This window comes from Alkalibacterium subtropicum, from assembly GCF_900112455.1.
In the GTDB taxonomy this organism is placed as follows: Bacteria; Bacillota; Bacilli; order Lactobacillales; family Carnobacteriaceae_A; genus Alkalibacterium; species Alkalibacterium subtropicum.
Genome location: NZ_FOLT01000002.1, coordinates 1 through 15,840, shown reverse-complemented (window position 1 = coordinate 15,840; position 15,840 = coordinate 1). Strand labels below are relative to the sequence as shown.

The 15,840-nt window shown below is 45.6% G+C and carries 11 protein-coding genes and 1 rRNA gene; all 12 read left to right on the top strand.

Annotation, left to right across the window (positions count from 1 at the left end):
- The first annotated feature begins 11 nt into the window (after positions 1-11).
- The gene (gene mfd / locus BM049_RS01955; RefSeq protein ID WP_091528257.1) at positions 12-3,557 is read left to right on the top strand and encodes a transcription-repair coupling factor; all 3,546 of its coding nucleotides are present in this window, start codon (positions 12-14) and stop codon (positions 3,555-3,557) included.
- Positions 3,558-3,986: 429 nt separating this feature from the next.
- A complete protein-coding gene (locus BM049_RS01950) occupies positions 3,987-5,051 on the top strand; it encodes a MazG nucleotide pyrophosphohydrolase domain-containing protein (RefSeq protein ID WP_091528256.1) in 1,065 nt (354 codons plus the stop codon).
- Complete coding sequence (locus tag BM049_RS01945) at positions 5,038-5,304, top strand: RNA-binding S4 domain-containing protein (protein WP_091528254.1); 267 nt, start codon at positions 5,038-5,040, stop codon at positions 5,302-5,304. The genes BM049_RS01950 and BM049_RS01945 overlap by 14 nt, the downstream gene beginning before the upstream one ends.
- Positions 5,305-5,514: 210 nt before the next feature.
- Positions 5,515-5,967, top strand: coding sequence for an FtsB family cell division protein (locus tag BM049_RS01940; RefSeq protein ID WP_177188556.1), 453 nt, complete (start codon positions 5,515-5,517; stop codon positions 5,965-5,967).
- A 109-nt stretch (positions 5,968-6,076) separates the two neighbouring features.
- Positions 6,077-6,508, top strand: a complete 432-nt coding sequence (locus tag BM049_RS01935; protein WP_091528251.1) for a S1 domain-containing RNA-binding protein — start codon at positions 6,077-6,079, stop codon at positions 6,506-6,508.
- Between the two features lie 103 nt (positions 6,509-6,611).
- A complete protein-coding gene (gene tilS / locus BM049_RS01930) occupies positions 6,612-8,021 on the top strand; it encodes a tRNA lysidine(34) synthetase TilS (protein ID WP_177188555.1) in 1,410 nt (469 codons plus the stop codon).
- A gap of 39 nt (positions 8,022-8,060) precedes the next feature.
- Positions 8,061-8,585, top strand: a complete 525-nt coding sequence (gene hpt, locus BM049_RS01925; RefSeq protein WP_177188578.1) for a hypoxanthine phosphoribosyltransferase — start codon at positions 8,061-8,063, stop codon at positions 8,583-8,585.
- 163 nt (positions 8,586-8,748) lie between these two features.
- The gene (ftsH, locus tag BM049_RS01920; protein ID WP_091528246.1) at positions 8,749-10,881 is read left to right on the top strand and encodes an ATP-dependent zinc metalloprotease FtsH; all 2,133 of its coding nucleotides are present in this window, start codon (positions 8,749-8,751) and stop codon (positions 10,879-10,881) included.
- A gap of 87 nt (positions 10,882-10,968) precedes the next feature.
- Positions 10,969-11,853 (top strand): Hsp33 family molecular chaperone HslO, encoded by an 885-nt coding sequence (gene hslO, locus BM049_RS01915; RefSeq protein WP_091528245.1) that lies wholly within the window; start codon positions 10,969-10,971, stop codon positions 11,851-11,853.
- A 158-nt stretch (positions 11,854-12,011) separates the two neighbouring features.
- Entirely contained in the window at positions 12,012-13,520 is a 1,509-nt protein-coding gene (gene lysS / locus BM049_RS01910) for a lysine--tRNA ligase (protein WP_091528243.1), read from the top strand.
- A 149-nt stretch (positions 13,521-13,669) separates the two neighbouring features.
- Positions 13,670-14,971: an AI-2E family transporter gene (locus BM049_RS01905; RefSeq protein ID WP_245751828.1), complete on the top strand. Its 1,302-nt coding sequence runs from the start codon at positions 13,670-13,672 to the stop codon at positions 14,969-14,971.
- A gap of 546 nt (positions 14,972-15,517) precedes the next feature.
- Positions 15,518-15,840 (top strand): 16S ribosomal RNA (locus BM049_RS01900); the annotation flags it as partial.

The window sequence follows — 15,840 nt, the reverse complement described above, 5'->3', positions numbered from 1 at the left end:
AGTTGATCAGCATGCTACACTTACACACATTTTTAAGTAACAAGCCTTCGGTACAGGAGGTTTTTGAGACACTGACCGATCAGAGTCATCAGCTGATCACGGGGCTGGCGGGTTCAGCCCGGACACTTCTGCTTCAGGCGATGCTGGAAGAAAAAAAGAAACCGCTCGTTGTGGTCACTCAGAATCTTTATCATGCCAATCAGATGATCGCTGATCTGACAGGTTTAGTGCCTGATGAACAGCTCTTTCTCTTCTCGGTCGATGATATGATCCATGCTGAAATGGCGATCGCATCACCGGAAGCACGGGCTGACCGTGTCAAGGCACTGGATTTTCTATTAAAGGGAGAGCCGGGGATCGTCGTGGTTCCCCTTGCCGGCGCACGTAAAATCCTGCCAGACCCTAAAGTGTTTAGAGATGCCGAACTGTCTTTTGCTGTGGGTGACGAAGTCGAACTGGATGAAATCACATTCAAGCTGACCGAAATGGGCTACCGACGCGAACAGAAAGTGGCGGCTCCAGGGGAATACAGCATCCGCGGTGGGATCGTTGATGTTTATCCGCTAACTGAAGAGCAGCCCGTACGTATGGAATTGTTCGATGTTGAAGTGGATTCTCTGCGATATTTTGATGCAGACACACAGAGGTCCAGTCATAATATCGATCAGGTGACGATCATCCCTGCAACAGATGCGCTGCTTCCTGTCGATAAAAAAGAAGAGATACTGCAGCGCTTTGACAAAGCTTTCACCCATTCAATGAAGAAAATAAAAGAAGGGGATCGGAAGGAACAGCTGACGCACAGTGTGACGCCGGTCATGGATGCGATCAGAGAAGAAGCTTACATTGAAGAACTGGCAAAATACACGGACCTGTTGTACAGAGACAAGGCAACGGTCATCGATTATGCTTCTGGAGAGGCGGTCATCGTCATGGACGAGTATCCGCGGATCCTCGAAAACGAAGCACGTCTGGATCAAGAAGAAGCCGAGTGGGTAACTAGTCAGCTGTCCAGCGGCACGATCCTGTACGATCAGTCTTTCTCTGTTCCATTCAGAGAAACGCTCAAGCAGGCTTACCAGCCGCAGATGCATTTCGCACTGTTTCAAAAAGGGATGAAAGGTCTGAAACTGGATGCGATCCATGCATTCCAGTACCGGACGATGCAGAAATTTTTTGGACAGATGCCGCTCGTTAAAACAGAGATGGAACGCTGGAAGAAACAGAACTATACTGTTGTGGTCATGACTGACAGCGAAGAACGGGCCGAAAAAGTCCATCAGACGCTGCTTAACTTTGAGATCGAAAGTGTGCTGTCCAAAGACGGGACGATCGAGTCTGAGAGAGTGCAGGTCATAACGTCAAGTGTACAGACTGGTTTTGAACTGCCCCAGCAGAGATTGGCTGTTTTGACTGAAAAAGAACTGTTCAACCGGATCCCGAAGAAAAAACCCAGACGCCAGAATATTACCAATGCTGAAAGGCTTAAAAGTTATTCGGAACTAGAAAAAGGCGATTATGTGGTCCACGTCAATCACGGGATCGGGCAGTTCATGGGTATGGAGACGATGGAGATAAACGGCATACATCAGGATTACTTGTCTGTTGTATACAGTGATACATCCAAGCTGTTTATTCCGGTCTCTCAGCTCAATCTGCTGCAGAAATATGTATCTTCCGAAGGGAAGACGCCGAAGCTGAACAAGCTTGGCGGAACGGCCTGGGCGAAAACGAAAAATCGTGTAGCTGCTCAAGTGGAAGATATTGCCGATGATCTGATCGAGCTCTATGCCGCCAGAGAAAGCAAGGTGGGCTATGGCTTTTCAGAGGATGATGCCTACCAGCAGGAATTTGATGATGTCTTTCCTTATACGGAAACGGATGATCAGCTGCGTTCTATCCATGAAGTGAAAAAGGATATGGAGAAAAAGAAACCGATGGACCGACTGCTTGTTGGAGATGTTGGGTACGGAAAAACAGAGGTAGCGATGCGGGCGGCATTCAAAGCCGTGCAGGACGGCAAACAGGTCGCATTTCTGGTGCCGACGACTGTATTGGCTCAGCAGCATTACGAGACCATGATCGAACGGTTCGCGGATTTTCCTGTCGAGATCGGCCTTTTGAGCCGTTTCAGAACAGGCAAGCAGATCAAAGAAACGGTGAACGGATTAAGAAAAGGACAAGTCGATATCGTCGTTGGGACCCACCGGGTGTTATCCAAGGATATCGAGTTTCAGGATCTCGGTCTGCTGATCGTTGATGAGGAACAGCGCTTTGGCGTGAAGCATAAAGAACGGCTGAAGCAGCTGAAAAACGAAGTGGATGTCCTGACGCTCACCGCAACACCTATTCCGCGTACACTGCATATGTCGATGCTTGGGGTCAGGGATCTGTCTGTCATCGAAACACCACCGGCCAACCGCTATCCGGTACAGACCTATGTCATGGAGATGAACGGTCCGGTCGTACAGGAATCGATCCAGCGGGAACTGGCACGCGGCGGTCAGGTCTTTTATCTTCACAACCGCGTCAGCACGATCGAGCAACGGGCAGATGAACTGCAGCAGCTCGTGCCTGAAGCGCGGATCGCCTATGCACATGGTCAGATGAGTGAGAACCAGCTGGAAAACGTACTTTATGAATTTATTCAAGGAGAATTCGACCTGCTCGTGACCACAACGATCATTGAAACCGGTGTGGACATACCGAACGTCAATACCCTGATCGTTGAAGATGCGGACCGGATGGGGCTGTCACAATTGTATCAGTTAAGAGGACGGGTCGGTCGAAGCAGCCGCATCGCTTATGCCTACTTCATGCATCAGCCGAATAAAGTGCTGACTGAAGTGAGTGAAAAGCGTCTTCAGGCGATCAAGGATTTCACTGAACTGGGATCCGGCTTCAAGATCGCCATGCGTGATCTGGCGATCCGCGGTGCGGGGAATTTGTTAGGCCAGCAGCAGCACGGCTTCATCGACAGTGTCGGCTTCGATCTGTACTCGCAGATGCTGTCTGAAGCGGTAGCCAGAAAACGCGGAGACAAGACGCAAGCCAAGACCCATGTCGAAATGGATCTGTCTCTTGATGCGTATCTTCCCGGCTCTTATGTGGAAGACGAACGGCAGAAGATCGAGCTGTACAAACGGATCCGCCAGTTCTCCTCGGAAGAGGACTATGTCGAGCTGCAGGATGAACTGATCGACCGCTTTGGGGAGTATCCTCAGTCGGTGGCAGATCTCCTTTCCGTCGGACTACTCAAAATGTACAGCGAAACAGCACTCATAGAAACGATCAAGCGGGAAAACGCGACAATCACTGTGACCTTTTCCGCTGAAGGGACACGGAAATTTCCACTTCCTGAAATATTCAAGGCACTGAAAGATATCCCGATGAAGACAGACATGCAGTCGGGAGATAAACTTTCCGTCGCCTTTAAACTCACCAGACGCATGCAGGAGAACGTATGGCTGGATGCCCTGGTTCTGTTCTCGAAAAACTGCGCGGAATATCGTATGGAGAAAGAAAAACAAAGTGAAAAGCAGACCAGTAAAAAATAAATAAATGTCTGCTTATTATGCAGGTGAGTCGTAAAAATGAGTAAGATGTCGAACTCGGAGAGCTCTGATCAGTTGAGTGAGCACTTTACAAAGCGAAATGTCGAACTGGGAGAGTCCTGGTTGCTTGAGTCAGCACTTTTGCGAGTAAGATGTCGAACTGGGAGAGTCCTGGTTGCTTGAGTCAGCACTTTTGCGAGTAAGATGTCGAACTGGGAGAGTCCTGGTTGCTTGAGTCAGCACTTTTGCGAGTAAGATGTCGAACTCGGAGAACCCTGATCAGTTGAGCGAGCACTTTTCAAAGCGAAATGTCGAACTCAGCAAGTCGCAAATGGTTGAGTGAGCACTTTTCGATCGTGAATGTCGAACTCAGTAAATGTTAAACTTCTGAGTAGCACCTTTTGAAGAAAAACGAAGAGTTAGGAGGATAAAATGAACAGAATCAATGTAGTAGGGCTCGGTCCGGGGGATAAAGACCAGATGCCGATCAAAATAGAGAAAAAAATCAAAGAAGCCAAGGTCGTCTATTTAAGGACGGAGGATCATCCTGCAGTTACAGAACTGAAAGCAGAAGGTGTAGTCTTCAAGGCATTTGACTATCTTTACGAAGAGATGGGCAAAGATTTCGAGAAAGTATACGCAGCCATCGTAGATGAACTTATTTCACTCGCAGAAGAGCAAGAGATTCTTTATGCGGTACCCGGTCATCCGATGGTCGCTGAAAAAACAGTGAAAGATCTTCTGGACAAGTACCCGGAGGTCAACATCGTCGGAGGAAAAAGTTTTATCGACGATCTCTTCCAGTCTGTTCAGGTCGACCCGGTCGAAGGCTTTCAGCTACTGGATTCCTTTGATCTGAATCAGGATACGCTGCATACGGGTCAGCACGTCATCGTCATGCAGGTATTCAATGCCTTGATGGCCGGGGACGTGAAACTGACGCTGATGGAAAAGTATCCTGATGATCACAGCGTCGCCGTTATCGATGCAGCCGGAAGCAGCCAGGAAAACATCAGCTGGATGCCTTTATACGAAATCGACCGCTTTGAAGGGGTTTACAACTTGAGATCCTTGTACATCCCACCGCTTGAGCTGGATGAACAGGTCACGTCTCTTTCAACGCTCCAGTATTATATAGATAGAGTGACTGATGACGAGCAGGGCGATGTGTGGATCAACGAACAATCGGCTCAGTCGCTGATCAAGTACCTTAAAGAAGAAACGCAGGAACTGGTCGAGGCTATCGAAAAAGGTGACAGCGAGAACTGGATGGAAGAACTCGGAGATGTTTTAGTCCAGCTGTTATATCAGTCCAGTATCGCTGAAAAGGAAGGGCAATTTACCTTTGAAGACGTACTAGAAACAGTGAACAGAAAAATCAGACGCCGTCATCCGCATGTGTTTGATGGAGTAGAAGCGGCGACGGCGGAAGAAGTGGATGCCTTGTGGCAGAAAATAAAAGCGGAAGAAAAGAGGAAAAACGATGAGACTCGATAAATTTCTTAAAGTATCACGCATTATCAAGCGACGATCGGTAGCCAAAGAAATTGCAGACAAAGACCGTATACAAATCAACGGGAAGACAGCCAAATCTTCCAGTCAGGTCGCTGTCGGCGATGAGCTGACGATCCAGTTCGGCAACAAAACACTGAAAGTATCGGTGGATGATATTAGAGATACGACGAAAAAAGATGAGGCAAAGGACTTATACACAGTCATAGAAGAGACGTTTAAGCAGTCGTATGAGTAAAAAGCAAAAGGATTAAGTGAAACAGAGCTGCTTCATCAAAAAGAGTGGCAGACAATCAGAATAATGGACATCTTTCGACCTGCGAACAAAATGCGTCGGATGTCCATTATTCTTTTTTTATTAACTGCTGGTTCTTTTCATTGGTGGGGTTTATTGCTATACTTTAGTCAATCAGTAAACAGGAAGAGAATGAATCCAGGGGGCTATGATATGGATAAGAAGAAACAGAGCGTTACACGCATGGAGAATCCATACATAAAACATAAAACGCTCGAAAGCATAAGAGAATTCAAACAGAAAAGAAAATTAAAAAGAAGAATGCAGCTGATCGTGGCTGCGGGGATCATGCTCGTCTTACTTGTTGGAAGCGGACTGGTAAGGAATTATTACACCTTGCAGCAGCTGGAGGATCAGAAGGTCCAGGCCCAGGAAGAACTGGAGTCTCTGGACCTGCGTCAGGAAGAACTGGAGTATTACATCGGTCTGCTGGAAGATGAAGAATACGTAGCCAAGCTGGCCCGCAGCGAGTATTACTTGACTAAAGATAATGAAATAGTCTTCAGTTTTCCGGATGACAGAAACCCGGATCACACTAAGGTGACTGAAGAAGGATCAGGGGTTTTCGAAGATGAAGAAAATGAGTCAGAGGAACAGAGTGAGTGAAACACGAACATTAATCGAAAATAATTCACAAACATTTCATTAATCCTTTATTCTTTATTTTCAACATGCTATAATTAACTCAAATTATTTAGGAGGCAACATAGAAAACATGTCAATTGAAGTTGGAAGCAAAGTAGAAGGAAAAGTTACGGGTATTGCTAATTTTGGTGCATTTATCGATCTGGGCAACAACAAAACAGGTTTAGTGCACATCAGTGAGGTATCAGACAGTTACGTTGAGAACATCAACGAAGAATTAGAAGTCGGTCAAACCGTTACAGTAAAAGTCTTATCTATCGCCGACGATGGAAAAATCGGATTATCTATCCGTAAGGCTCAAGAGAAACCTGCAGCTGAGGCTTCCAAGCCAAAACCATCCAGCAGAGGACGTCAAAGTTCTTCGCATAAACGTCCGGCAGCGAAAAAAGACGATTTTGATTCACTGATGAGTTCATTTTTGAAAGACAGTGAAGATCGTCTGACATCTTTAAAACGTCACACGGAAAACAAACGTGGCGGCCGCGGTGGTCGAAAAGGTTAATTAGGCATTTATACTATATAAAATAAAGGGTTTAGGGGGGATCCCTGAATCCTTTTTACTTATTATGAAATAACACGCATTATCAGAAAAAGGGGGGATGGCAGTGAATCTCGCTGTACATTTTTTGGATCAGGTAAAGGCCGGCGGCTACTGGCGTCCAGGCGAAAACATCGTTGTGGGTTTGTCCGGTGGCGTTGATTCCATGGTACTGTTTGACTTATTGAATCAGCTCCCGAATGACTGCAGACCCACCATCCATGTGGCACATATCAACCATCAGCTGAGACATGAGTCGGATGAGGAAGAGCAGTTTGTAAACGAGTGGATGCAGAAATACGCCGTTCCTGTGCATACCTATACTTGGGATAAGGCCGACCATCCAGGATCGGGTATCGAACAGGAAGCGAGAAATATCCGGTACAGCTTTTTCAAAGCCGTTGCCGAAAAAGTGGGCAGCCGGCTCATCCTCACCGCTCATCATCGTGATGATCAGGTGGAAACTGTCCTGATGCGGCTTGTGCGGGGAAATTCACTGGATGAACTGACAGGGATCTCTGTCATTAGGCCTGTTGATGATCGCTTTGTTCTGCGTCTCATGCTGCCCTATTCAAAAGAAATGATTGTGAATTATGCAAAAGAAAACGGGATACACTGGAGAGAAGATGCAAGCAATCAGTCGACTGCCTACACCCGCAACAGATTCAGGCATCATATCATTCCGGAATTGAAGCGGGAAAATCCTGCTTTGGAACAGCATATCTGCGATTTTTCACAGGATCTGGAAGATATGATTCACGTTGTAAAACCTCTAGTCCAAGAAGAACTCGACCGTTCGTTCGAGATCACGCAAGACCGGATGCAAGTGAACCTCTCCACTTTTCACACTCAGGAACACGGATTCAAGAAAATCGTCCTGCGCAGTGCTTTCAGGAAGTGGCGGGTCACGGAGGCTTATGCAGTCAGCCGGGTCCACATCGAGCTGCTGCTTGACTGGTTCGAGACAGGCAGGCCCAATACCTATCTGGAATTACCCAATGGTTTGACAGCGCAAAAAGCATACGACCGGTGTATGATAGAAAAAGCACGATACATTGATGAAACAAGCGGTAATACCGGTGCTGATCCGGCAACACTGCAGGTCGATGAGTGGCTCGTGCTCAGCGAAAGAGAGAGACTGGGCTGCTTCACCTATGAAATGTTCCAGGAGATGGGTGAAGTGGCGGGCCAGATCATTTATCTTGGTGACAAGCAGGTGAAATGGCCGCTCTCAGTCCGCCATCGTAAACCAGGTGATAAGATGAAAGTGAAGGGGCTCGACGGGTCTAAAAAAATAAAAGATATTTTTATCGACCAGAAAGTCCCCAGAAAAAAACGCGACGAAGCCTGGCTGGTAACTGACAGCCAGGGGCGAATCGTCTGGCTGGCCGGTTATAAAGAATCGCCGTTGTCACTCAACCCATTAACTGATACAATAATTTACGTACTTATATACCAGAAACAAACGGAAGCATGAACTGAATAGACAAAGGAGACGATAAACGTGAAAAACGATATGGAAAAAATTCTGATCAGTGAAGAGGAAATACAGGCAAAAGTTAAAGAACTTGGTGCCATACTTTCAAAGGAGTATGAAGGCAAGAACCCGCTGCTTGTTGGCGTATTGAAAGGCGCCTTGCCGTTTATGGCAGACCTGATCAAAGCGATGGATATTTATCTTGAAATAGATTTTATGGATGTATCCAGCTACGGCAATGAAATGGTGTCATCAGGAGAAGTCAAAATACTTAAGGATCTTGATACGAATGTCGAAGGCCGCCACGTTCTTTTCGTTGAAGATATCATCGATACAGGCGGGACACTGGCTTATCTGAAAGATATGTTCAAGTACCGTAAAGCAGCTTCAGTCAAAATCGTAACGATCCTTGATAAACCAACTGGCCGAAAAATCGATATTCAAGCAGATTGGGTCGGCTTTGAAGTGCCGCACGAGTTTGTTGTGGGATACGGTTTGGATTATATAGAAAACTATCGAAATCTTCCGTATATCGGCGTCCTCAAACCTGAAATCTACCAGTAGCAGCCTGATAGACGCTTACCCGCTGCCTTTTCATAGTGTTAAGGTACAATCATCAAACAAAATTCATAGTCAAAAATGGTCAAGTGTGTTAACATATATAAGACTATTAATTAAGCTTCTGCTTAAATAATAATAAAAATACAAGTGATAGATGGAGGATGACATGAAGAAAGGATTTTTCAAAAGTGGCCTCTTCTACGTCATCGTGTTTCTTGCGGTTATTGGTATTGCAAGTTGGGCGACGAGTGGCGGACAAGATCAAGCTTCAGAGAGTGTAAGTTCAACTGAATTTATAGAGTTTTTAGAAGAAGATCGTATAGAAGAATTTCAAGTGCAGCCCACAGCTGGAGTTTATGAAATCACAGGTCAATTACGTGAAGGACAGGAAATAGAACTAGAACAAGATCAGGACGTCAACTTCTTCGGAAGTCTGGAGCAGGAGGATGCTTCGACGTTTACCACTTATATACTAAGAAATGACAGCATTGTGGAAGATGTGTATCAGCTGGCAGAAGAAAACGATGTGAACATCGTATCTGTCGAAGAACCGACGACCGGTATCTGGACAAGCCTCCTCTTCTCATTCCTGCCGCTCTTGTTGTTTGTCGGATTCATTTATTTCATGATGAGTCAGTCAGGACAAGGCGGAGGCGGCGGCGGAGGCCGTGGTGTGATGAACTTTGGCAAGTCCAAAGCAAAAGAAAGTGACGCGAAAACAAGTAAAGTGCGTTTTTCAGATGTCGCTGGTGCAGATGAAGAAAAAGAAGAATTAGTAGAAATCGTTGAATTCCTGAAAGATCCAAGACGCTTTGCCAATCTGGGTGCACGCATCCCGGCAGGTGTTCTGCTTGAAGGACCTCCAGGAACAGGTAAAACGTTACTTGCCAAAGCCGTTGCCGGTGAAGCCGGTGTACCGTTCTTCTCAATTTCAGGTTCTGAATTCGTTGAGATGTTCGTAGGTGTCGGGGCCAGCCGTGTCAGAGACTTATTTGAAAATGCGAAGAAAACAGCGCCGGCTATCATCTTTATCGATGAGATCGATGCCGTCGGACGTCAGCGTGGTGCCGGCATGGGCGGCGGGCATGATGAGCGTGAGCAGACGCTTAACCAGCTCCTCGTAGAAATGGACGGGTTCACAGGTAACGAAGGCGTCATCGTCATTGCGGCAACAAACCGACAAGATGTTCTGGACCCTGCCCTCTTGCGTCCGGGCCGTTTTGACAGACGCATCATGGTTGGCAGGCCGGATGTCAAAGGTCGTGAAGCGATCCTTAAAGTCCATGCTAAAAATAAACCTTTAGCATCAAATGTCGATTTGAAGATTATTGCCAGACAGACGCCAGGATTCTCCGGGGCTGATTTGGAGAACTTACTGAATGAAGCAGCCTTAGTTGCTGCAAGACGTGACAGTAAACAAATCGAAGAGCTGGATATCGATGAGGCGCATGACCGTGTTATTGCCGGTCCTGCCAAGAAAGACCGCGTCATATCTGATACTGAACGTTCGATGGTCGCGTATCACGAAGCTGGACATACGATCGTCGGTCTTGTTTTAAGTGATGCCCGTATCGTTCATAAAGTGACGATCGTTCCTCGTGGAAGAGCCGGCGGATATGCCATCATGCTTCCGAAAGAAGATCGCTTCCTGATGACGAAAAAAGAATTGTTCGAACAGATCGTCGGACTTCTGGGTGGACGCGTAGCTGAAGAAATCATCTTTGATTCACAGTCAAGTGGTGCCTCGAATGACTTCCAGCAGGCAACACAGATCGCCAGAAGTATGGTAACGGAATACGGCATGAGTGACTTGCTCGGACCGGTCCAGTATGAAGGCGGCGGTCAGGTATTCCTTGGCAGAGATTACTCTCAGTCCAAAGCATATTCTGAACAGTTTGCCTACCAGATCGATCAGGAAGTCCTGCGAATATTAAATGAAGCACATACTGAAGCAAGACGCATTCTTGAAGAACATAAAGAAGCGCATGATTTGATCGCTCAGAAACTGCTTGAAGTGGAAACGCTGGACGAGAAACAGATCAAATCATTATTCGAACAAGGCGAAATGCCTGCAAAAGATGTTTCACCTTCATCAGAATACCCTTCTGAAAAAGAAGAAACTGAAAGAGATCCTGATGAAGAAGAAATCGGGAAAACGTTTGAGGAAATCAAAGCGGCACGTGAGAAAAAAGAACGTGAACGTGAAAAACGTTTTGAAGCAAGTCAGGAAAAGGATTCATCGGATACTGAAGGCTCAGACAGTAAAAAAGAAGGATCAGAAGACGAACCAAAAGCGTAACAAGCAGAGAAGAGGATGGCGGATTATTCGCATCCTCTTCTTTCCGTGTAAATAGATGAATGACAAAAAGATAAAGGAATGTGACTAATGGCAGATAAATTGATAAAAGCATTGGGCTTTAATGATCAGATCCGCGTGTATGTCGTCGAATCAACAGACATGGTCAAAACAGCCCGGGAAAATCACCAAACCTGGAGTGCGGCAACAGCGGCTCTGGGACGTGCCATGGTAGGGACGACGCTGCTGGGGACCACACTTAAAGGTGACGAAACACTGACCGTCCGTATAGAAGGGAACGGCCCAGTCGGCTATATACTGGTTGACAGTAACGGTAAAGGTGAGACGAAGGGGTATATCAAGCATCCAAAAGTCAGTTTACCGCTCAACGAACAAGGGAAAATCGATGTCAGAGGTGCTGTGGGAACAGAAGGTATGCTTACTGTCAGTAAAGACTTGAATATGAAACGCCCTTTTGTGGGGCAGGTTCCACTAGTCAGCGGAGAACTGGGGGAAGATTTCACTTATTACATGGCGAACAGTGAACAGGTGCCTTCAGCTATCGGCTTATCCGTGCTAGTCAATCCTGATGAGACAGTTAAAGCAGCAGGAGGGTTCATGATCCAGGTCATGCCGAACGCATCCGAAGAAACGATTCAAAAAGTAGAAGAAGCAATCTCTGAGCTGCCGCTGATTTCCAAGCTGATGGATGAAGGGGAAACGCCTGAACAGATCCTGGACCGACTGGTTAAAGATGGCTCGGCCCGCATACTGGAGACTATGCCCGTATCCTTTAAGTGCAACTGTTCAAAGGAGCGGTTCAAAGATGCGATCGTCTCGCTGGGGGAAAAAGAGATCCAGGAAATGATCGACGAAGATCACGGCGCGGATGCTGTCTGTCATTTCTGCAGAAAAGCTTATCACTTCGACGAAGATGAACTGATTGCTTTGAAAGAAGAAACAGACCAGCCGTAAGCTTTTTACACTTTTTTCTTTATGAGAATCAAGAGTTATGGTACGATAATCCAGTATGAATGGCTTCACATTTAAAGTATAAATAGTGAAGTCTCGACTTTGCAAAGGATCTAAAAATATAAGTATGAGTAAATAGAGTGAGGAATGGAGTGACTGTAGTGTCTCAAGAAAATGGAACACATGAAAATTTAACAGATCAGTTAGTTGTACGTCGTGAAAAAATGAATGACTTGAAAGAACGTGGGATCGATCCTTTTGGTTCTCGCTATGTGCGCACACATTATTCGTCTGAACTGCACGAAATGTATGAAGAAAAAACTAAGGATGAACTGCACGATGAAGAAATAAATGTTTCTGTGGCAGGGCGTCTGATGACAAAGCGCGGCAAAGGAAAAGCCGGCTTCGCGCATCTGAAAGATAAAAATGGTTTGATTCAGATCTATGTACGGAAAGATGCCGTGGGCGACGAGCAATATGAAAGCTTCAAGCAGGCAGACCTTGGTGACTTTTTCGGTATCGAAGGAACAGTCATGAAAACAAATACGGGCGAAGTGACCGTACGAGCTGAAAAGCTGACCTATCTCTCCAAAGCTCTGCGCCCCTTGCCGGATAAGTATCATGGACTTACAAACGTTGAGCAGAAATACCGTCAGCGTTATCTTGACCTGATAGCCAACGAAGACAGTTTCGAGCGTTTCACTAAACGCAGTCAAATCATTCAGGAGATTAGAAATCACTTGAACGGCTTAGGTTATCTCGAAGTGGAGACACCACTTCTGCACAATATTGCAGGGGGAGCAGCAGCCAGACCCTTCGTAACCCATCATAACGCCCTGGACATGGAGCTGTATCTGCGTATCGCGATCGAGCTTCATTTGAAACGCCTGATCGTCGGCGGTATGGAAAAGGTCTATGAGATCGGTCGCGTTTTCCGTAATGAAGGGATCGATACGACACATAATCCTGAATTCACCATGCTGGAACTCTATACAGCTTTCCATGATATGGAAGACGTTATGGACCTTACAGAAGTACTGATTCAGACAGTGGCAGAGAGAGTATTGGGAGAAACTGAGATCTCTTATGGCGAAGAAACCATCCAGCTTGGCGGGAAATGGGCACGTCGTCATATGGTCGATCTGATCAAAGAAGAAACAGGTATCGACTTTTATAAAGAGTATACGGATGAAGAAGCCCGTCAGCTGGCTCAAGACCATAACGTTGAAATCGACGATTATGCAACCTTTGGGCACGTGGTCAACGAATTCTTTGAAACGTTTGTGGAAGACAAGCTAGTCCAGCCGACATTTGTTTATGGACACCCTTTGGAGATATCTCCACTGGCCAAGAAGAATGAAGAAGATGGACGCTTTACGGATCGTTTCGAGCTGTTTATTGCCAAGCATGAATATGCGAATGCATTCAGCGAGCTGAATGATCCGATCGATCAGCGTGAACGATTTGAAGCACAAATGAAAGAAAAAGCTCAGGGGAATGAGGAAGCTCAGGAAATCGACGAAGATTTCATTGAAGCTCTCGAATATGGTATGCCGCCAACGGGTGGTCTGGGTATCGGTATCGACCGTTTAGTGATGCTTCTGACAGATGCTCACACGATCAGAGACGTTCTGCTGTTCCCGACAATGAAAAATCTCGACAACAATTAACCTAAAACTATAAATAATGATTAAGGGAGATGCGACGAGCATCTCTCTTTTTTAGCATTTAAATCTGTGATCGTTTTTTCTCGTATTTAGCTCGCATGTCCTATAAAATAGAGAGTAAGTAAAGTAAGATGCAGAAAGAAGGAGAAAAAATGAAAAAAACCAGGTGGATAAATTTTCTGGGAGCAAGTGACCTGATTTTCAGTTTGGTCGTTATCATCCTGATAGGTATTGCTTTCTTTTTATTCAATCAAGTCAGTTATATCTTTACACCGATACTCGTGCTTGTTTCAAATATCTTGATGCCTTTTGTCATCGCGCTATTATTGTATTATCTGTTCAATCCCTTTATAGATTTCCTGGAAAAAAATAAAGTGAAACGAATAGTCGGGGTCAGTATTTTGTTCCTGCTGATCATCGGGATACTAACGTTAGGAATATTCCTGTTGTACCCTTTGCTTAGGGATCAGGTGACCATGTTCATAGAAGAATTTCCGAGTTTTATCAACTCACTGACCACTTCAGTGACGGGGTGGCTGGATGATCTTCCTTTTGGAGGTGAAATCGAATCGTTCATTCAAGAAGGTGAAAGCTTTGTTACCGGAATACCGGATAATATCAATCGGTATCTGTCGAACGGTTTCAGTGGCTTATCGAGTTTCGTCTCTGGACTGACCAATGTCGTGGTGACACTGATAACTTTCCCTATTATCCTGTTCTTCCTACTTAAGGATGAACAGCGGTTTTTCCGGGCTTTTTTATCTGTCACACCTCCTAAATGGAGAGAAGACCTGATTCGCGTTTCATCAGAAGTGAACACACAGGTCGGTGCATATGTTAAAGGGCAGCTGATCATTGCTTCGTCGATCGGGGTCATGATGTTCATAGGCTTCTCTATCATAGGGCTGCAGTACAATGGGGTACTTGCGATAATTGCCGGGTTCACCTCGATCATTCCGTATATCGGACCAACGCTGGCCTTTATACCCGCACTCATCATAGCGCTGATCGATTCGTGGTGGATGGTTGCTCAACTTGTCCTCGTATGGATGGTGGTACAGTTCATAGACGGGAACTTCATAGAACCCAACATCATGGGCAAACAGCTCAATGTTCATCCATTAACGATCATCATTGTCCTATTAGTTGCAGGTGACTTGTTAGGGTTATTCGGATTGATATTCGGTGTGCCGATATATGCTATCCTGAAAGTGCTCGTCGTTTACGTCTTCCAGCAGTTTAAAAAGCGCTACAATAAATACTATGGTGATGTGGCAGGAGAGTATGAAGTGAAACCGATCGAAGTAGCTGTGAGTGGTGAAAAAGCCAGGAGCACTCAGCTAAAACGGACGATTGAGATCGCCAAACTGAAAAGACACAAAGAAAAAGATCAATACGAAGCAGACCATGAGGAATCATCTGAAAAAGACGAGGATCAAAGGGGTAATAACTGACCTCTTTGCAGGTGTTATTTAAAACGCAGAGACGCTTCGAACCGGGAATTTATTTCCTGTGTTCGGAGCGTCGTTGTTGTATTGAATGTCTGAAAATCCAGTACAATCCTCTTTTAGCAGGATCAGGAAAATAAATCGAGAAAAGTATCTGAAAATCCTTGACGATGATCAAATTACCTGTTATTATTAATCTCGTTGCTGCAAAACATCTTTTGAAAGTCTGCAGCGAGGTTTTGAAATTTTATTGTTGACATATTGCTAACGATCAGATATACTTAAGTAGTTGTCGTAGAGGCAAAGGGAACGCTTACAACTTTGGAATGGTTTCTAAAATAATTTCAAAAAGTTCTTGACAATGAAAACGAAAGCCTGTAATATTGTATGAGTTGACACGAGATAATGTCAACGTCTGAACGAAAGAGATCTTTGAAAACTGAACAAAGTAAAACAACCAAATGTGCAGGGGTCTTCGGTCCGATTTATCGGATCAGGACAACACAAACGAGTTAACATGTTTAACTCACAATTTTTAAATTTGAGCTATATCAAACTGAGAGTTTGATCCTGGCTCAGGACGAACGCTGGCGGCATGCCTAATACATGCAAGTCGAACGATGAAGCACTCTGCTTGCAGAGTGCGGAAGAGTGGCGAACGGGTGAGTAACACGTGGGGAACCTGCCCATAAGAGGGGGATAACATCCGGAAACGGATGCTAATACCGCATAGGTGATCAGAGCGCATGCTTCGATCATTAAAGATGGCTTCGGCTATCGCTTATGGATGGCCCCGCGGCGTATTAGCTAGTTGGTAAGGTAATGGCTTACCAAGGCAGTGATACGTAGCCGACCTGAGAGGGTGATCGGCCACA

What these genes read in the sequence shown, in the direction of transcription:
- mfd (WP_091528257.1), top strand. Translation starts at nt 12, where the DNA reads ATGCTACACTTACACACATTTTTAAGTAACAAGCCTTCGGTACAGGAG.
- BM049_RS01950 (WP_091528256.1), top strand. Translation starts at nt 3,987, where the DNA reads ATGAACAGAATCAATGTAGTAGGGCTCGGTCCGGGGGATAAAGACCAG.
- BM049_RS01945 (WP_091528254.1), top strand. Translation starts at nt 5,038, where the DNA reads ATGAGACTCGATAAATTTCTTAAAGTATCACGCATTATCAAGCGACGA.
- BM049_RS01940 (WP_177188556.1), top strand. Translation starts at nt 5,515, where the DNA reads ATGGATAAGAAGAAACAGAGCGTTACACGCATGGAGAATCCATACATA.
- BM049_RS01935 (WP_091528251.1), top strand. Translation starts at nt 6,077, where the DNA reads ATGTCAATTGAAGTTGGAAGCAAAGTAGAAGGAAAAGTTACGGGTATT.
- hpt (WP_177188578.1), top strand. Translation starts at nt 8,061, where the DNA reads ATGGAAAAAATTCTGATCAGTGAAGAGGAAATACAGGCAAAAGTTAAA.
- ftsH (WP_091528246.1), top strand. Translation starts at nt 8,749, where the DNA reads ATGAAGAAAGGATTTTTCAAAAGTGGCCTCTTCTACGTCATCGTGTTT.
- hslO (WP_091528245.1), top strand. Translation starts at nt 10,969, where the DNA reads ATGGCAGATAAATTGATAAAAGCATTGGGCTTTAATGATCAGATCCGC.
- BM049_RS01905 (WP_245751828.1), top strand. Translation starts at nt 13,670, where the DNA reads ATGAAAAAAACCAGGTGGATAAATTTTCTGGGAGCAAGTGACCTGATT.